Here is a 17,116-nt window from a genome sequence, read left to right as displayed (position 1 = left end):
CCCGGTCCTCCCAAGGACCGGGCTTTTCTTTTCTGGCGTGTTCAGAAATGGTGGCTGCCTTGGCGCCTACCTGCGGTCCATGTCGCGCTTGAACTGATCGAAGATCGTTTCCACGCCCTTTTGATAGTCGTCGCGCTGCTGGGCGCCGGTCTCGAACATCTTGCCGAACAAATCATCGAACGGGTTCCTCGGCCTGCCGCTCGGTTGGTCTGCGGTTGCGGCGCGGCGCTGGCGGTGCCGAGCTGAGAGCGCCGGCTGCCCGCCGCCCAATCCTCCCTGCCGCAGCATTTCAGATCTTTCCCAGCGGATTGTCACCATAGTCTGCGTCTGCTGTGGCTGCGGTCGGGCTTGCGGCTGCGGCGCGCCGCCACCAAACATGTCCTGCAGCACCTTGCCTAGCGGATTGTCACCATAAGGGTTGGGCGCTTGCTGCGGCTGGCTCTGCGGTTGCGGCGTGCCGCCGCCGAACATGTCCTGCAAGACCTTGCCAAGCGGGTTGTCCATCGGGTTCGGGGGCGGCGGGGCCTGACGCTGTTGTGGTGCCGGGGCCTGCATGCCGCCTTGCCGCATCATCTGTTCGATGATCTCGCCGAGCGGATTGTTCCCACCACCGCCGAAGTCTCCCGCGGACTGCATCTGATTTGTCGTCTGCTTGAACAGGCCGCCCATCACCATCGAGGCGATCGCGGGCAGCATCTGCTGCAGGACCTGCTGGCTGACGCCGCTCGCTTGCGCCGCCTGGCTGGCCACGGCGCGTGACAGGTCCTTGGACCCGAACAGATGTCCGAGAATGCCGTTGCCTTCATCGACGCCTTGCGGCGAAAACGCCCGGGTCGCGTCCTCGAAATATTTGGCGTGCTGGCCGCTTGCCATCGCCGTCATGAAGGCGCCGAGCCCGTAGGGATCGGCGGTGTTGCGTTGCAACCCCTGCGAAAAGGCCGGCAGCAGTGCTGCGACCGCCGCCTGTGTCTGTTGCATCGAAAGCCCATATTGTTGGGCAAGCGCCTGCATGCCGTTGCCGTTCTGGGCCTGGGTCAGCATATCGAACAAGGTAGGCATCGGCTTCTCCTCCTGAATTCCTCGGAAGAGAGCCTAATTCGTTTCAACACTCGATTGAAGCGGCTTTTGCCGCTCCTTAACGTGCGCGGTTAATAGGCGTATTCCATGAACACCGGCTCGATCGAGCCGCCCCAGCGCGTGTGGTAGGCCGAAAGCATCTCCTCGGCGCTGGTCGTGCCGCGCGCGACCACTTCGTCCAAAGTGTTGAGGAACGAGGTTTCGTCGTAGCCGTCACGGTTCTTCTTGCCGCGGTTCTTCAGCCCCGTGCGCGAGATGGCCAGCACATCGCGTGCCATCTCGCGCAGCGTGGCGTTGCGGAAGGGCGCGGAAATGCCCAGCTCCGGCACCGCGTTGCGCATGGCCAGCACTTCCTTGTAGGTCCAGCTCGAGGTCAACGCCTCGGCCGCGTCGAGCGCCGCCTCGTCATAGAGCAGGCCGACCCAGAAGGCCGGCAGCGCGCAGATGCGCCGCCACGGGCCGCCATCGGCGCCGCGCATTTCGAGGAAACGTTTCAGCCTGACGTCGGGGAACAGCGTCGACAGGTGGTTCGCCCAGTCGCCCATCGTCGGCAGCCCGTCCGGCACTTCGTTGCGCGCGGCGCCGGCCATGAACTGGCGGAAGGTGATGTGCGTCATGTCGTGATAGTGGCCGTCGCGGATGACGAAATACATCGGCACGTCGAGCGCCCATTCGACGTAGTCGGCGAAACCGAACTCCGGCGAGAAGCAGAATTCGAGCAGGCCGGAGCGCTGGTTGTCGGTGTCGCGCCAGATGTCGCCGCGCCAGCTCTGCAGGCCGTTCGGCCGGCTCTCGGTGAAAGGCGAGTTCGCGAACAGCGCCGTCGACAGCGGCTGCAGCTTCAGCGAGACCTGCATCTTGCGGCGCATGTCGGCTTCGCTCTCGAAGTCGAGGTTAACCTGGATCGTGCAGGTGCGGTACATCATGTCGAGGCCCTTGGTGCCGACCTTGGGCATGTAGCGCGTCATGATCTCATAGCGCGATTTCGGCATTTTCGGCGTCTCGGCCAGCGACCATTTCGGGCTGCCGCCGAGGCCGAGGAAGCGGATGCCCATCGGTTCGGCGATCTCGCGCACCTGCGCCAGATGCGCATTGCCCTCGCGGCAGGTCTGATGGATGGTCTCCAGCGGCGCGCCGGAAAGCTCGAACTGGCCGCCGGGCTCGAGGGAGATCGCGCCCTGGCCCGTCGGCTCGACCAGGCCGATGATGCGGCCGTCATCGATGATCGGGTCCCAGCCCAGCTTTTCCTGCATGCCTTCCAGGATGGCGCGGATGCCGCGCTCGCCGCCATAGGGCACGGGCGCGTTGCCATCGACATAGAAGGGGAATTTCTCGTGCTCGGTGCCGATGCGCCATTTGTCGCGCGGCTTGTTGCCTTCGGCCAGGTGCTCGACGAGTTCGTCGACACCTTCGATCGGCCGGAAATCGGTTGTGTCGCGCGCCATGATCAAGCCCTCAAAAGCGGCCAGTGGAGCCGCCGGCGGTAAATGGACGAAATGTCAGTAGCCGATCAAGCGAAAAATCCTGAGCCACAGGTCAAGAGGAATTGAAGGCCACGATCCGCGCTGCCTCTTGCAAGACATGACGTCCTACCAGTCTCCGACAGTTGCCTGCATCACCGCAAGTGCCGCCACGGCCGCCGTGTCGGCGCGCAGGATGCGTGGGCCGAGCGGAATGGCGGTCACGAAGGGCAGGGCGCGCAGCATCTTGCGCTCCTCATCGGAAAAGCCGCCCTCGGGCCCGACCAGCAGCGCCAGCTTCTTCTCCTTCACCTGCTGCAGCGCAGGCAGCGGATTGTTGGTCGAGGCGTCCTCGTCGCAGAAAACCAGCCGCCTTTCCTTGTCCCAGCCGGTCAGCAGGCGTTCGAACTTTTCCGCCTCGCGAACCTCCGGCACCGCCAGGATGCCGCATTGTTCGGCGGCCTCGACGACATTGGCGCGCAGCCGATCGATGGACGGCTTGGCGACTTGCGTGTGCTGGGTGATGACGGGTTGCAGCACGCCAGCGCCCATCTCGACCGCCTTCTGCACGAGATAGTCGAGCCGGCCCTGTTTCAGCGGCGCGAAACAGTAGATGAGGTCGGGCAGTGGCGGCTGCGGCCGCTGCAATGCCAGCACCCTCAGTTTGACCGCTTTCTTCGACTTCGCCGCGATGGCCGCCGACCACTCACCATCTCGGCCATTGAAGACCAGGATCTCGGCGCCTTCGCCAAGGCGCAGCACATGCATCAGATAATGGCTCTGCTGCTGGCCGGCGTCGAACTCGATCTCCGGGCCGAGATCGTCAGGCACGAACAGGCGTTGCATCTTGTAATTGGCGCGCATCGCCGAGGAATGAGCGAGCCGGCCGCTGGCGTCAAGTCTCGGCGGATGGATGCCACACCGGACGAAAGCCATGCCGCAGGACGTTGAGTGTTGTCGCTGGAGAGAGCAGCAAAAGCGTCTTTTCGCCGAGTGAGCCAAAGTCAACGGGTGGGCCATAGCCGGCGAACGACCAGCGCAGTGCCTTGCCGCCGCGCAGGGCATAGGCTGAACCGCCGTCAGCAACCATGGCGCCGTCCGGCAGGCTGTCAAGGTCTTCAACGGCAACCACAGGCGGCCTGCCCCCCGAAGCCAGCCGCTCCTTGTGCAGCAGCTTGTCGACCTGTGGGGCGCGTGGCTCGGCGATGCCGAAGGTTTCGCCGAAGCGCTGGACAAACTCCTTGGCCCGCCCGCGCTGGCAGAAGAAGCAGGGGCGGTGTCCCGCCGCCAGGGCCGTAACCTCGTCGAGGAAGAAAAGCTCGGTCCAGCCGGCCTTGCCGCCGGGCCTGTTGCGGCCCATCGGCTCGCGCCGCACATTGCGGAACTGGCACACGCAGATGATCCAGGCCTGAAGCGCCCAGCGTTTCTTCAACAAAGTCTTGGTTTCGGGATCATGGATGATGCCGCGATTGCCGGTGAACAGGCCGCGCTCGGGCACGGCGTGGATGGCGCCGAACGGATCGACCCGGTTCTGCAGTGGCATAGTTCTCTCCTGGGATACGCATCTTGGCTGCTATGCGGGCGGCATGATATCGCTCGTCGCATCATTTTCATGTCAGCAGGGTTTTGCGATGCGGGTGCTGGTGGTCCAGAACTACGACAATACCGGCCTCGGCCAGGTTGGTGCCGCACTCGCGGAAGCGGGTGCCGATCTCGATGTGCGCCTCCCTTACAAGGGCGATCCGCTGCCGCAGGATGCGGCTGGGCACGATGCCATGGTGGTGCTCGGCGGCGGCCAGAACGCATTGGCCGACGATGAGTATCCCTATTTCCCGGCGTTGCTCGAACTGACCCGCGATTTTGCCGGCAAGGACCGCGCCGTGCTCGGCATCTGCCTTGGCAGCCAGCTCGTCGCCCGCGCCTTCGGCGGTGAGAACCGCATCGGCGCCGCCAACGAATTCGGCTGGCGCGGCGTGTCGCTGACGCGGGATGCCAAGGCCGATCCGGTGCTGGCTGAACTGCCGGAAAAATTCCCGATCTTCCAGTGGCACGACGACACGTTCGAACTGCCGCAAAACGCCGTACGTCTCGCCGGCAATGATATCGCCGAAAACCAGGCGTTTCGTGTCGGCCGCGCCGTCTATGGCTTCCAGTTCCATTTCGAGGCCGATCGGCCGATGGTGAAGGACTGGAGCACCTCCTTCGCCCCGACCATTGCCGCGCGCCATCCCGACTGGGCCGGCAAGCTCGATGGCGAAATGGCCCGCAACGGACCCGACGCCGATGCCGCAGGGCTGGCCATTGCTCGCGCCTGGGTGGCAACCATCTGAGACACTCACTCGCCAGAGCGAATTTCGAAACAGTCTCTCAGCGTCCATTCCCGCGCGTGACATAATTGGCACGCGGCCGTGAAACCGGTTGGGGAAAACCCCTTTCATTCTTGGCTTGTGTCCGCCCGCCATTCTAGAAGGCGCGCGCTCTGCATCATAAGTGCAACCGCGATGAACCTTTTGTGTGACCCGTGCGACACACCGTCGATACAGAACGCGCCTAGAAGCGCGAAATCGTCGAAACTTTGAAGCGAATTCTCCGTTTCAACGCATTGGTAACCGCCTGGTGCACAGATGCAGAAAGCTCAACAAGAGATGACCTCCGTGAAAGCAGCGCTTCTGTCCTTTGCCATGTTGTCCGCCATCGTGCTTTGCGGTCTCGGCATCTATGCCGCCGATGCCGCCAACAACCACAACGCCGTAGACGGCTACGGCGTTACCGCCTCGCTTCGCTAAAGCCGGCTCGCTGGCGACGCATCCTGCGGCGCGGCTCAAGCTTCCTTTATTGTCATTTCCAGGATGCGTTTGTCCGCTCCGTCGACGACGAGCGCGGTAAGCATGCCTGACTGCCAGGCAAGCGTGTCGACATTGACGCGGTTGGCCATCACTTCGGCCTCGGGGACCGGGGTGTGGCCGTGCACCACGATCTTCGGGAACAGGCCGATGTGATCATGGAAAATGTCGCGGATCCAGATCAGGTCCTGCGGGCTCTGCTTGTCCAGCGCAATGCCCGGCCTGATGCCGGCATGGCAGAAAAAGAAGTCGCCTGATGTCACCGAGAACGGCAGCGACCGCAGGAAATCGACATGGCTTTGCGGCATAGCTTCGAGCAAGGCTTGATGTCCGCGTCTCATCGTCTCCGTCTTGCCGAACCAACTGGCGTCCGCGGTGAGGGAGACCCCATAGGACAGCGCCGTCTGGACGCCGCCATAGCGCATGAAGAGCCCTTCCGGTTCAGGGTTTCCCAGAAAATCGAGAAAGCCGATGTCGTGGTTGCCGGCCAGCATCAGGTTGCGCGGGTCGCGTTTTCGGGCTTCGATCAGAAAATCGATGACGCCCTTGGAATCTGGCCCGCGGTCGACATAATCGCCGAGATGGATTACCCGCCAGTCGCGAACCGGTTTCCACTCCAGTTCGCTCTCGATCCGCTGGTGCATGGCGGCCAGCAGGTCAAGCCGGCCATGCACGTCGCCGATCGCGTAAAGGCGCACATCGTCCGGCCCATGCGCGTCGAGAAAATGGATGCCGGGTTCCGCCAAAGCCTCGTGGTCTCCGTGGTCAGGCTGTCACCGGACCCTAGCGCCGGAGCTGGTCCTTGCCCATGTCGGTGACCAGACGCTTTCCGCACAGCGCCAGCGTGATGTCCATCTCCTTGCGGATGATTTCCAACGCTTTGGTAACCCCTTCCTTGCCGAGCGCGCCCAGGCCGTAAAGAAATGGCCGGCCGATATAGGTGCCCTTGGCGCCGAGGCAGAGCGCCTTCAACACGTCCTGGCCGGAGCGGATACCGCCGTCCATGTGCACTTCTATTTTGTCGCCGACCGCGTCCGCGATCTCTTCCAGCGCCATGATCGACGACGACGCGCCGTCGAGCTGGCGCCCGCCATGGTTGGAAACCACGATCGCGTCGGCGCCGGTCTTGGCCGCCATCAGCGCATCTTCCTTGTCGAGGATACCTTTCAGGATCAGCTTGCCACCCCAGCGTTCCTTGATCCAGGCGACATCCTTCCACGACAGTTGCGGATCGAACTGCTCCGTCGTCCAGGATGACAGCGAAGAGACGTCACCGACACCTTTGGCGTGGCCGACGATGTTGCGGAAGGTGCGGCGCTTGGTGCCGGCTATGCCCAGGCACCAGCGCGGCTTGCTGGCCAGGTCGATGATGTTGGCCAGCGTCATCTTGGGCGGCGCCGAAAGCCCGTTGCGGACATCCTTGTGGCGCTGGCCGAGGATCTGCAGGTCGAGCGTCAGCACCAGGGCCGAGCACTTTGCCGCCTTCGCCCGGTCGATCAGGTCGAGCACGAAATCCTTGTCGCGCAGCACATAGAGCTGGAACCAGAACGGTTTCTTCGTCACCGAGGCGACATCCTCGATCGAGCAGATGCTCATCGTCGACAGGGTAAAGGGCACGCCGAATTCCTCGGCCGCCCGTGCCGCCAGCATCTCGCCGTCGGCGTGCTGCATGCCGGTCATGCCGGTCGGCGCCAGCGCCACGGGCATCGACACTTTTTCGCCGATCATGGTCGATTCCAGTGAGCGGTTGCTCATGTCGACCAGGACGCGCTGGCGGAACTTGATCTTCTGGAAGTCTTCTTCGTTGGCTCGATAGGTGCTCTCGGTCCAGGCGCCGGAATCGGCATAGTCGAAGAACATCTTGGGCACGCGCCGGCGGGCGAGATCCTTGAGGTCTGCGATGGTGAGAATGTCGCTCATGATGGTCCCCGCTTAATCGAAATGACTAGGAGCGTCTGCGTGCTGGTTCGCTATCGCCGGCTTCCGAACGCTGCCGCAGCCTCAGCCGCGACACCCGTTGCCAGTCGCCGCTGCGCTCGGCTTCGGCCATGGATCGCTCGACATAAATCATGTGGTCCATCGCCGCCTGTCGGGCAGCTGTGGGATCGCCGGCCTTCACCGCGGTATGGATTGCCTTGTGCTGCGCAAGCAGCGCCTCGCGCGCGCCGGGCACGCTAAACACCAGCAGCCGGTTCTGGAACACGCCTTCCGACAGCAGCCGATAGCAGGAGCGCAGCGTGTGCAGCAGCAGGATGTTGTGCGCGCATTCGCAGATCGCGTGATGAAACTCGACGTCGATTTCAGCCTCGTCGTCGAAATCGCCGGTGCGGTGCGCCTCGTCCATGCGCTCCATGATGCGGTCGAGCAGCGCAAGGTCCTCCGGGGTGGCGCGCCGCGCCGCATATTCGGCGGCGATGCCTTCGATCTCGCGGCGGTATTCCAGATAATCGGTCACCGCCTTGCGATGCATCGAGATCAGGTCGGCCACCGGCTTGGTGAACAGCTGGCCGATAATGTCGGCGACATGCGTGCCGCCGCCGGCCTTGGTCGTCAGCAGCCCACGCCCTTCGAGGGCCTTCAGAGCATCGCGCAGGATCGGCCGCGACACGTCGAACTGGCGTGCCAACTCGCGCTCGCCGGGCAAGCGATCGCCCGTGCGCAGCACGCCTTCGAGGATGAGGCTCTCGATCTGCTGCACCACCTCGTCGGCGGTGCGCGAATGCTCGATCCTGGAAAAAATGTCGCTCAACAGAATGCCTGGAAGGTGAACCGGTGTCGCACAGGATAAAGCCTGCGTCGCCAACTGGTCAAATTATTTATCCAATTGGTCGAAGCGCGTCGGTTTCACCGCCCGGCGTTCTGTGATCTTCGGCTAAACTTTGCTGTTTGCGTCGTCAGGCGATTGGCCCTAGAGGGACGCGAACGCAAGAGGGTTCAGAGAAACCCGGGGGACAAGCCGTGTCAGACGACCCGTCCAATCTCGAGTTCCAGCCACGCGCCAAGGGCAGCGTCATGGGTTTTCCCGCGCATGAGGGTCGGCCCGGCGCACTCGGCGAGGTCCACGCCCGGCCGCATCCGCTCATTGAAAAGCCGCGCGTTCTCGTGCAACTCGCCTTCATGACGGAGGGCGGCTCCGGCGTCGACCACGCCGTGCTTTCCGAACTGTCGCGGCGCCTCGGCATTGCGGCGCCCGATCGTCAGGCCCGCCACCATGCGATGAAATGAGGCAAGGGCTCGCTGCGCTGGGAGCGGCATACGGAATTCTCGACCTATCTGTGGGAAGGGCCGCTTTCTGAAAATGGCAGGACTCAGGAGGATTCGCCCTTCGGCAACGGCTTTTCGCCGCCGGGAACCGTCATCTCGGGCATCCGGCTCGAAATCCGCAAATGGACGCAAGTCAGCGAGCGGCTGATCGCGGCTTTCGACCCGACCAGCCTATGCTACTCGCTGGTCGAGCGCGGCAACGCGGCAATCGTCACCGATTTTCGCCAGGATGGCGACGGCATGACCCGTATATTGGTGCTTGATCGCGGGCTGACACCCGCTCGTACCGGGGCACTGTCGCAGCGGCTGATCGACATCGAGACCTACCGCACGCTGGCCATGCTCGGCCTGCCGCTGGCCCTGACCCTATCGGGCCGCGCCCGCCGCATCGAGGACAGGCTGGCTCAGACCACGCTGGAAATGAAGGTCGCCGAGACCCGCGACAGCCAGACGTTGCTTGCGGACCTGACCGAACTCGCCGCCGAACTGGAGGCGGACGCCGCGTCGAGCCTCTACCGTTTCGGCGCCAGCCGCGCCTATGACGGCATCGTCGTCGAGCGGCTGGAAGCGCTCGAGGAGGAAGCCGTGCCCGGCTATGACACCTGGGGCGGGTTCCTGCAGCGCCGGGTGGCGCCAGCCATGCGCACCTGCCGCTCGGTCGAGGAGCGCCAGGCCAATTTGTCACGAAAGCTGACCCGCGCCACGACGCTGCTGCGCACCTGGGTCGATGTCGAGGTCGAGAAGCAGAACCGCGACCTGCTCGCCTCGATGAACAACCGCGCCCGCCTGCAACTGCGCCTGCAGCAGACCGTCGAAGGCCTGTCGGTCGCCGCCGTGTCCTATTACGTCGTCGGCCTCATCGGCTATGTCGCCAAGGGCGCCTCGATCTTCGGTCACGCCTTCGCGCCGGAGGTCGTCACCGCGGCTTCGGTGCCGGTGGCCATTCTGCTGGTCTGGTGGGGCGTGCGCCGCGTGCGCCGGATGCATTCCGAGCCGGCAAAGCACCCAGGCGAATAGCGGCTGCCTCACCCCTTGTGGGAGCGTAAAACAGCGGCAGATTGCCGCTACGGAAGCTCGTCTCGGGCCTTTGGACGAGTGTCTTCACATCGCGGCATTTGCAACCGGCTCGCTTAACTGGTAAAAGATATTGACCAGTCAAGCGAAATGGGGGCTGCTGATGTCCGGCCTGGCCATGCCGAAACCAGACGACGCCACGATGCGCCGGCGCGACGAGATTATCGCGGATATGCGCATCATCGTGCCGGGCGAGGGCGTCGTTGACGCGACCAACCAAATGCGCGCTTTCGAGAGCGATGGCCTGACCGCCTATCGGCAATTGCCGCTGGTCGTCGTGCTGCCCGAAACGGTGGCGCAGGTCTCCCGCGTGCTGAAATACTGCAATGATCGCAACATCCGCGTCGTGCCGCGCGGTTCCGGCACCTCATTGTCCGGCGGCGCGCTGCCGCTGGAAGACGCGGTCCTGCTGGTCATGAGCCGCTTCAACCGCATCCTTGCGATTGACTATCCCAACCGCACCGTCGTCGCCCAGCCGGGCGTCACCAATCTCGGCATCACCATCGCCGTCGAGCAGGAGGGTTTTTATTACGCCCCCGACCCGTCCTCCCAGATCGCCTGCTCGATCGGCGGCAACGTCGCGGAGAATTCCGGCGGCGTGCATTGCCTGAAATACGGCCTTACCGCCAACAATGTGCTCGGCATCGAGATGGTGCTGATGAATGGCGAGGTGGTGCGGCTGGGCGGCAGCCATCTCGACACCGAAGGTTACGACCTGCTTGGCGTCATGACGGGTTCGGAAGGCCTGCTCGGCGTCGTCACCGAGGTCACGGTGCGCATCCTCAAGCGGCCGGAGACGGCGCGTGCGCTGTTGATCGGTTTCCCGACCAGCGAGCAGGGCGGCCAGTGCGTTGCCGACATCATCGGCGCCGGTATCATTCCGGGTGGCATGGAAATGATGGACCGGCCGGCGATCCATGCGGCGGAGGATTTCGTCCATGCCGGCTACCCCCTGGATGTCGAGGCGTTGCTGATCGTCGAACTCGATGGGCCGGGCGTCGAGGTCGATCATCTCATCACCGAGGTCGAGGCGATCGCCATCCGCAATGGTTCGACCACCTGTCGCATCTCGCAATCCGAGCAGGAGCGGCTGACTTTCTGGGCTGGGCGCAAGGCGGCCTTCCCCGCCGTTGGCCGCATTTCGCCTGACTACTACTGCATGGACGGCACCATCCCGCGCAAGGAATTGCCGCGCGTGCTGGCCGGCATGCGCGAGCTGTCGGAAAAATACGGGCTCGGCGTCGCCAACGTCTTCCATGCCGGCGACGGCAATCTGCATCCGCTGATCCTCTACGATGCCAATGTGCCTGGTGAACTCGACAAGGCCGAAAGCTTTGGCGCCGATATCTTGCGTCTCTGTGTCAAGGTCGGCGGCGTGCTCACCGGCGAGCATGGGGTGGGGGTCGAGAAGCGCGACCTGATGCTGGAAATGTTCAACCAGGCCGATCTCGACCAGCAGATGCGCGTCAAATGCGCCTTCGATCCCAACCATCTGCTCAACCCGGGAAAGGTGTTCCCGCAACTGCGCCGCTGCGTGGAACTGGGGCGCATGCATGTGCATCGGGGACAGGTGGCGTTCCCGGATATTCCGAGGTTTTGAGGATGGCCCATCAGAACGGGGGTTCCTCGCCCCGCAAAGCGGGGGCGAGGAACCAGGGACAGCCATGACCACCTTCACCCCGACCACCTCAGACGAAGTCCTGTCCTCCGTTACCTCAGCGGTGGTGGAAGAGTCGCCGATCGAAATCCTTGGCCACGGCTCCAAGCGCGGCATCGGCCGTCCGCTGCAGACGGAGCACACGCTCGACCTGTCGAAACTCACCGGTGTCACGCTTTACGAACCCGCCGACCTGGTGCTGTCGGCAAAGGCCGGCACGCCGCTGGTCGAAATCGAGAAGCTGTTGGTGGAAAACGGCCAGCAACTGGCCTTCGAGCCGATGGACTACGGCCCGCTGCTCGGCGGCGAGCCGGGCAAAGGCACGATCGGCGGCGTGCTGGCCGCCAACCTCTCCGGTCCGCGCCGGCTGAAGGCGGGGGCGGCGCGCGATCATATCCTCGGCATCAACGTCGTCTCCGGCCGGGGCGAGGCCTTCAAGTCCGGCGGGCGCGTGGTCAAGAATGTCACTGGCTATGACATGTCGAAGCTGATGGCCAACAGCTGGGGCACGTTGGCCGTGTTCACCGACGTTACCTTCAAGGTGCTGCCGGCCGCCGAAACCGAGGTGACGCTGGCCGTGCGTGGCCTGCTCGACGATGCCGCGGCAAGCGCCATGGCCTTGGCGCTCGGCTCTAGCGCGGAAGTGTCGAGTGCCGCTCATCTGCCCGAGCGGATCGCCGCGCGGGTCGCGGGAGGCGCGCTGGGCAGTGAAGCCGCCACCTTGCTTCGGGTCGAAGGTTTTGGCCCGTCCGTCGCCTATCGCATCGCCGCGCTGAAGACGCTGCTTGGCAAGGCCGGGCCGTTGGAGGAGATTTCGGGCGAGGCTTCCCGGCTGACCTGGCAAGATGTGCGCGATATCAGGCCCTTCGCCGACGGCAGCGAGAAACCGGTCTGGCGTGTCTCGATGACACCTTCCCAGGGTCACCAGATGGTCCTGACGCTGCGCATGCAGGCCGCCGTCAGCGCCTTCTACGACTGGCAGGGCGGACTGGTGTGGTTGCGCATGGAAGAGGGTGACCCGGAAGCTGCTCTGCTGCGCGGACTGTTGCGCAAACATGGCGGCGGCCATGCGACGCTGGTGCGCGCCGCCCCCGCTCATCGCGCCGCCCTGCCGGTATTCGAGCCGCAGGCACCCGCACTGGCCGCGCTCAGCCAACGGCTGAAGCAGGAGTTCGACCCCAGGAACCTCCTCAATCCCGGCCGCATGGCTTAGGAAATCAGCGATGCAGACCAATTTTTCACTTGCCCAGCTTGCCGATCCGCATGTCGCGGAATCGGAAAAGATCCTGCGCAAATGCGTGCATTGCGGCTTCTGCACCGCCACTTGCCCGACCTATGTGACGCTGGGCAACGAGCTCGATTCACCGCGCGGGCGCATCTACCTGATCAAGGACATGCTGGAGAACGGCCGTCCGGCCGACAAGGAGATCGTCACCCATATAGATCGCTGCCTGTCGTGCCTGGCCTGCATGACCACCTGTCCGTCGGGCGTCAACTACATGCATCTGGTCGACCATGCGCGCGCTCACATCCAGGAGACCTACAAGCGGCCGCTGCCCGACCGCCTGACCCGCGCCATGCTGGCCTTCGTGCTGCCCTATCCCCAGCGCTTTCGCGTCGCGCTCAAACTGGCGAAACTGGGCAAGCCATTCATCGGCCTGTTCGAAAAGGTGCCGTCATTGAAGCCTCTCGGTGCGATGCTCAAGCTCGCTCCGGCGTCGATCCCCACGGCTTCACCGATGGCCTCGCCGGGCGTCCATGCCGGGCAGGGGGTGAAAAAGGGCCGCGTCGCCATCCTCACCGGCTGCGCGCAGTCGGTGCTTGATCCCGCCATCAACGACACGACGATTTCGCTGCTGACACGCCTCGGCGTCGAAGTCGTGGTGCCGCCGGGCGAGGGCTGTTGCGGCGCGCTGGTCCATCATATGGGGCGCGAAGAGGCCGCACTTGCCTCGGCGAGACAAAATGTCGATGCCTGGACACGCGCCATCGACCAGGGCGGGCTCGACGCCATCATCATTACCGCGTCGGGCTGCGGCACGACGATCAAGGATTACGGCTTCATGCTTCGGCTCGATCCGGCCTATGCCGACAAGGCCGCGCGCGTGTCGGCGCTGGCCAAGGACATAACCGAATATCTGGCCGCTTTTGATATGCCCGAGCCGGTGCGCAAGCCAGGCACGGTCGTTGCCTATCACTCGGCCTGCTCCATGCAGCACGGCCAGAAGATCGTCCGCCAGCCAAAGGAACTGTTGGCCAAGGCCGGCTTCATCGTGCGCGAGCCGCGCGAGGGTCATCTGTGCTGCGGCTCGGCCGGTACCTACAACATCCTGCAATCCGAGATTTCGGCCAAGCTGCGCGATCGCAAGGTGAAAAACATCGAGGCGACCGGAGCTTCCATCGTCGCCACCGGCAACATCGGCTGCATCACGCAAATTGCCGCCGCCGCCAGGATGCCGGTGGTGCACACGGTAAAACTGCTCGACTGGGCCTATGGCGGGCCAAAGCCGGGCGGCGTTCTGGACGAGAGCCTGATCGCCGCCGAGTAGGGGCCGGCGCTTATTCCGCCGCGAGCCTGTCCGCCGTGCCGTAGGTCGCCTCGTAGAGCGCGCGCTGGCGGCTGAGCGCCACCATCGTGTTGCGCAGCAGGATCGCGACCGTGATCGGACCGACGCCGCCCGGCACCGGCGTGATCCATGAGGCGACTTCACGCACGCTTTCGGTGTCGACGTCGCCGACGATGTGGCTCGTCCCATCCGGTCCGATCTCGGAATTGATGCCGATATCGATGACGGCCGCACCCGGCTTCACCATGTCGGCCTTGATCAGCCGGGGTTTGCCCACCGCGACGAACAGCGCGTCGGCACGGCGCGCATGTGCTGCGACCGATCGTGTCATGTGATGGCAGACCGTAACCGTCGCGCCTTCGCTCATCAGCAGGAACGCGATCGGTTTACCGACGATTTCCGAATGGCCGACGATGACGACTTCCAGCCCCTTGAGGTCGAGGCCGGTTTCCTTGAGCAGTTCGACCGAGGCGGCCGCTGTGCAGGGCGCCAGATCGAGCTGATTGTAGACGATGTTGCCGATCGAGGCCGGGTGCATGCCCTCGACGTCCTTCAGCGGATGCACCGCTGCCTGCAGCGTCCTGATCGGGATATGGGCGGGCACCGGCCGTTGGATGATGATGCCGGTGACGCGTGGATCCGCGTTCAGGCCGTGGATGGCGGCTTCGAGTTCACCCGCGGTGATGGTGGCGGGAAAACGCCGTTCCTCGAAATCGATGCAGGCGAGCTGAGCCTTGGCGCGCTGGTTGCGCACGTAGACGTCAACCGCATCCGTATCGCCGACGGTGATCGAGATCAGCTTGGGCGGAAAACCCTCTGCTTTGGCAATTGCCGCATCCTCGCGCACGGCGGCAATGATGCGCTGGGCAACCGGGCCGCCCTTGAGGTAACGGCTGTCATCGGACAGGGACATGGCTGAACTCTTTCTTTCGTTGGCGCCGACATAGCAAAAGAACATCGAAGATGGCAGCACGAAAGCGAACCGCCATGCCTTTTGCGCGACGCAACGACGCGGGCCGTGTCGCAGGTACGGGACGCCGATCAAAAGAAAGGGCAGCGCGGTCTCCCGCGCTGCCCTTCTCGACCGACCGCATCCCCATACGGCCCGTCCCCCGTTATTCCTTCCAATTTCCGGAAACGATGTATGTCCGGGTCAAGTGATTCGCTTAGGCTATTATATCACCTCAACCGTGGTTCCGACATTGACCCGTTCATAGAGATCGACGACGTCCTCGTTGCGCATGCGGATGCAGCCCGACGACACCGCGCCGCCGATCGTCCACGGCTGGTTGGTGCCGTGGATACGGTACTCGGTCGTGCCGAGATAGAGCGCACGGGCGCCAAGCGGATTCTCGATGCCGCCGGCCAGGAAGGTCGGCAGATAGCGGCCCTTGGCGGCCTCGCGCTTGATCATTGCCGCCGGCGGACGCCAGTCCGGCCACTCGCGCTTGTTGGTGATCTTGTGCGTGCCCGACCATTCGAAGCCGGGCTTGCCGGTGCCGACGCCATAGCGCCGCGCCTTGCCGTTCTTCTCGACCAGGAAGAGGAAATTCTGCGTCGTATCGATGACGATCGTGCCCGGCTTCTGCGGGCCGTCATAGGCGACTTCCTGCGGCAGGTAGATCGGGTTGATCTGTGGGCGCATCACCATGCGCTTGGCCGGCGCCTGCACGGCGGCCGTCTGCACCCGGTCGGGCTGTGCCGATTGCGCGGTGCGCAGGCGTGGCTGCTGCACGATCTGGCGGTTCTGCCGTACGATGCCCGGCGCGCGGCCAAGCTGCAGCACCCAGGGGGCGGAAAGATCGGGGCTCACCATAACCGGCGGCCTGTCGGCATAGCGGTCGCCAGCGGCCGAGGGTGTGACGCCGGCAAATACAGCCACGGCGCCGAGCACGGAAAACAAAACTCTCTTCATCGGGAACGCACCTTGATCGTCTGATACAACCGGGTGGAAACACTGCCCGGTTCAGCGATCATTGGCGCGCAAGCAGCAACCGAAACATGAATCGGAATGCGTAAAATGCGGTTCTGTCAGTAAACCTTTTGGTGTGGTTACCGCCCGGTTCAGGAATCTGGTAAAGCCACGGTAAAAGCGGCGCAGAAGCGCGTTAACGGATGGATTTTTCGCAATGAGCAATGAAAGCACCGGCCTGCTTGCCGGTCCCGACGGTGTCGCGCGCTGCTTCTGGCACGGCAACCTGCCCGATTATCTGCACTACCATGACCATGAATGGGGCCGGCCGGTGGCCGATGACCGCAGGCTGTTTGAAAAGATCTGCCTCGAAGGCTTCCAGTCGGGCCTCTCATGGCTGACCATATTGCGCAAGCGCGAGAATTTTCGCGAGGCCTTCGCCGGCTTCGACTTCGACAAGGTCGCCGCCTTCACCGACAAGGATGTCGAGCGCCTGCTCGGCAATGCCGGCATCATCCGCCATCGTGGCAAGATCGTCTCGACCATCAACAACGCCAAGCGCGCCCGCGAGATGGTGGACGAGTTCGGTTCGCTCGCCGCCTGGTTCTGGAAATTCGAACCCGGCAAGGAGGAGCGGCCCAGAATTGTCGATCTCGCCCATTTGCGCGCCAATCCGACCACGGCGGTCTCGGTGCGGATTTCGAAGGAATTGAAGAAGCGCGGCTGGAGCTTTGTCGGCCCAACCACGGTCTATGCCTTCATGCAAGCCATGGGCCTGGTCAACGACCATCTCGAAGGCTGCATCTGCCGCAAGGAGGTCGAGAAGGAACGGAAGGCTTTCAAGCGGCCGAAATGAGGCTCACCTCTCAAACCGTCCCTTGTGTCCGCTGCCGTTGATGGCCCACACCAGGCTGCGGCCGGAAATGGTCAGCACCAGACCGCTGAAGCCGCTGTCGTCGGGTGTGTGATGCGTCGATGCCGAACTGCGTCCAGCCGGAATGACCTCGACGGTCGATCCCTTCTTCACCCAGCAGCCCTTGCCGTACTGGTCGTTGGCACCGTAGGCGAGCATGAATTCGAAGCTGCCGTCCTTCCTGAGCAGCAGTTCGGAGCCAACCTCCATGACGCCGCGCAGGTAGTAGTGGCCGGCAAGGGCGGCATCGCTGGGCTTGCAACCCGCGGCGCTGGCAGGATCTGCCGTTCCAAGAAGAAGTGCGCAGCCAAGCGCGTATGCGTAGCCCAATCGCATGCTCAATCCCCCG

16 protein-coding genes and 1 pseudogene are annotated in these 17,116 nt (G+C 63.8%); 7 read left to right on the top strand and 10 right to left on the bottom strand.

What is annotated here, in order from left to right; translation table 11 throughout:
- Positions 1-66 precede the first annotated feature (66 nt).
- The 4 genes from EB231_RS29970 to EB231_RS29955 form a co-directional block, all read right to left on the bottom strand.
- Entirely contained in the window at positions 67-1,059 is a 993-nt protein-coding gene (locus EB231_RS29970; RefSeq protein ID WP_172352027.1) for a DUF937 domain-containing protein, read from the bottom strand.
- Positions 1,060-1,148: 89 nt separating this feature from the next.
- Positions 1,149-2,522, bottom strand: coding sequence for a glutamate--cysteine ligase (locus EB231_RS29965; protein ID WP_172352026.1), 1,374 nt, complete (start codon positions 2,520-2,522; stop codon positions 1,149-1,151).
- 144 nt (positions 2,523-2,666) lie between these two features.
- Positions 2,667-3,401: a 16S rRNA (uracil(1498)-N(3))-methyltransferase gene (locus EB231_RS29960; RefSeq protein ID WP_172353088.1), complete on the bottom strand. Its 735-nt coding sequence runs from the start codon at positions 3,399-3,401 to the stop codon at positions 2,667-2,669.
- A 31-nt stretch (positions 3,402-3,432) separates the two neighbouring features.
- A complete protein-coding gene (locus EB231_RS29955; protein ID WP_172352025.1) occupies positions 3,433-4,080 on the bottom strand; it encodes a hypothetical protein in 648 nt (215 codons plus the stop codon).
- A gap of 88 nt (positions 4,081-4,168) precedes the next feature.
- Here EB231_RS29955 and EB231_RS29950 point away from each other — a divergent pair, with 88 nt between their 5' ends.
- Positions 4,169-4,867, top strand: a complete 699-nt coding sequence (locus tag EB231_RS29950; RefSeq protein WP_172352024.1) for a type 1 glutamine amidotransferase — start codon at positions 4,169-4,171, stop codon at positions 4,865-4,867.
- 324 nt (positions 4,868-5,191) lie between these two features.
- Positions 5,192-5,323, top strand: coding sequence for a hypothetical protein (locus EB231_RS35570; protein ID WP_013893872.1), 132 nt, complete (start codon positions 5,192-5,194; stop codon positions 5,321-5,323).
- A gap of 35 nt (positions 5,324-5,358) precedes the next feature.
- Here the strand turns inward: EB231_RS35570 and EB231_RS29945 are convergent, their stop codons facing one another.
- The 3 genes from EB231_RS29945 to EB231_RS29935 are packed head-to-tail and all read right to left on the bottom strand — an operon-like array spanning position 5,359 to position 8,129.
- Complete coding sequence (locus tag EB231_RS29945; protein ID WP_172352023.1) at positions 5,359-6,126, bottom strand: metallophosphoesterase family protein; 768 nt, start codon at positions 6,124-6,126, stop codon at positions 5,359-5,361.
- Between the two features lie 37 nt (positions 6,127-6,163).
- Positions 6,164-7,300, bottom strand: coding sequence for an alpha-hydroxy acid oxidase (locus EB231_RS29940; RefSeq protein ID WP_140774924.1), 1,137 nt, complete (start codon positions 7,298-7,300; stop codon positions 6,164-6,166).
- Positions 7,301-7,325: 25 nt separating this feature from the next.
- The gene (locus EB231_RS29935; RefSeq protein WP_172352022.1) at positions 7,326-8,129 is read right to left on the bottom strand and encodes a FadR/GntR family transcriptional regulator; all 804 of its coding nucleotides are present in this window, start codon (positions 8,127-8,129) and stop codon (positions 7,326-7,328) included.
- A 209-nt stretch (positions 8,130-8,338) separates the two neighbouring features.
- On the opposite strand from EB231_RS29935, the pseudogene EB231_RS29930 reads away from it, so the two are divergent.
- The 4 genes and pseudogenes from EB231_RS29930 to glcF all read left to right on the top strand — a co-directional run bounded on the left by EB231_RS29930 (position 8,339) and on the right by glcF (position 13,924).
- Positions 8,339-9,661, top strand: a pseudogene (locus EB231_RS29930) (DUF3422 family protein).
- A gap of 160 nt (positions 9,662-9,821) precedes the next feature.
- On the top strand, positions 9,822-11,318 hold the full coding sequence (locus tag EB231_RS29925) for an FAD-linked oxidase C-terminal domain-containing protein (RefSeq protein WP_172353087.1): 1,497 nt from the start codon (positions 9,822-9,824) through the stop codon (positions 11,316-11,318).
- A gap of 64 nt (positions 11,319-11,382) precedes the next feature.
- The gene (locus EB231_RS29920) at positions 11,383-12,588 is read left to right on the top strand and encodes an FAD-binding protein (protein WP_172352021.1); all 1,206 of its coding nucleotides are present in this window, start codon (positions 11,383-11,385) and stop codon (positions 12,586-12,588) included.
- Positions 12,589-12,598: 10 nt separating this feature from the next.
- The gene (glcF, locus tag EB231_RS29915; protein WP_172352020.1) at positions 12,599-13,924 is read left to right on the top strand and encodes a glycolate oxidase subunit GlcF; all 1,326 of its coding nucleotides are present in this window, start codon (positions 12,599-12,601) and stop codon (positions 13,922-13,924) included.
- Positions 13,925-13,934: 10 nt separating this feature from the next.
- On the opposite strand, the gene EB231_RS29910 is transcribed toward glcF, so the two are convergent.
- Positions 13,935-14,855 carry a bifunctional 5,10-methylenetetrahydrofolate dehydrogenase/5,10-methenyltetrahydrofolate cyclohydrolase gene (locus EB231_RS29910; protein WP_172352019.1) on the bottom strand — a complete coding sequence of 307 codons (921 nt, stop codon included), beginning with the start codon at positions 14,853-14,855 and terminating at the stop codon, positions 13,935-13,937.
- Positions 14,856-15,116: 261 nt separating this feature from the next.
- Positions 15,117-15,857, bottom strand: coding sequence for a L,D-transpeptidase (locus tag EB231_RS29905; protein WP_172352018.1), 741 nt, complete (start codon positions 15,855-15,857; stop codon positions 15,117-15,119).
- A gap of 214 nt (positions 15,858-16,071) precedes the next feature.
- On the opposite strand from EB231_RS29905, the gene EB231_RS29900 reads away from it, so the two are divergent.
- A complete protein-coding gene (locus EB231_RS29900) occupies positions 16,072-16,710 on the top strand; it encodes a DNA-3-methyladenine glycosylase I (RefSeq protein ID WP_172352017.1) in 639 nt (212 codons plus the stop codon).
- 3 nt (positions 16,711-16,713) lie between these two features.
- Here the strand turns inward: EB231_RS29900 and EB231_RS29895 are convergent, their stop codons facing one another.
- Positions 16,714-17,103: a hypothetical protein gene (locus EB231_RS29895; RefSeq protein ID WP_172352016.1), complete on the bottom strand. Its 390-nt coding sequence runs from the start codon at positions 17,101-17,103 to the stop codon at positions 16,714-16,716.
- Between the last annotated feature and the right edge of the window lie 13 nt (positions 17,104-17,116).

The sequence above is a fragment of the Mesorhizobium sp. NZP2298 genome (assembly GCF_013170825.1).
Classification (GTDB): domain Bacteria; phylum Pseudomonadota; class Alphaproteobacteria; order Rhizobiales; family Rhizobiaceae; genus Mesorhizobium.
The sequence above is the reverse complement of the archived record's forward strand: the minus strand, read 5'-3'. Positions and strand labels throughout refer to the sequence as shown.

Coding starts and splice junctions, on each gene's coding strand:
- EB231_RS29970 (WP_172352027.1), bottom strand. CDS start 1,059: ATGCCTACCTTGTTCGATATGCTGACCCAGGCCCAGAACGGCAACGGC.
- EB231_RS29965 (WP_172352026.1), bottom strand. CDS start 2,522: ATGGCGCGCGACACAACCGATTTCCGGCCGATCGAAGGTGTCGACGAA.
- EB231_RS29960 (WP_172353088.1), bottom strand. CDS start 3,401: ATGCGCGCCAATTACAAGATGCAACGCCTGTTCGTGCCTGACGATCTC.
- EB231_RS29955 (WP_172352025.1), bottom strand. CDS start 4,080: ATGCCACTGCAGAACCGGGTCGATCCGTTCGGCGCCATCCACGCCGTG.
- EB231_RS29950 (WP_172352024.1), top strand. CDS start 4,169: ATGCGGGTGCTGGTGGTCCAGAACTACGACAATACCGGCCTCGGCCAG.
- EB231_RS29940 (WP_140774924.1), bottom strand. CDS start 7,300: ATGAGCGACATTCTCACCATCGCAGACCTCAAGGATCTCGCCCGCCGG.
- EB231_RS29925 (WP_172353087.1), top strand. CDS start 9,822: ATGTCCGGCCTGGCCATGCCGAAACCAGACGACGCCACGATGCGCCGG.
- EB231_RS29920 (WP_172352021.1), top strand. CDS start 11,383: ATGACCACCTTCACCCCGACCACCTCAGACGAAGTCCTGTCCTCCGTT.
- glcF (WP_172352020.1), top strand. CDS start 12,599: ATGCAGACCAATTTTTCACTTGCCCAGCTTGCCGATCCGCATGTCGCG.
- EB231_RS29910 (WP_172352019.1), bottom strand. CDS start 14,855: ATGTCCCTGTCCGATGACAGCCGTTACCTCAAGGGCGGCCCGGTTGCC.
- EB231_RS29905 (WP_172352018.1), bottom strand. CDS start 15,857: ATGAAGAGAGTTTTGTTTTCCGTGCTCGGCGCCGTGGCTGTATTTGCC.
- EB231_RS29900 (WP_172352017.1), top strand. CDS start 16,072: ATGAGCAATGAAAGCACCGGCCTGCTTGCCGGTCCCGACGGTGTCGCG.
- EB231_RS29895 (WP_172352016.1), bottom strand. CDS start 17,103: ATGCGATTGGGCTACGCATACGCGCTTGGCTGCGCACTTCTTCTTGGA.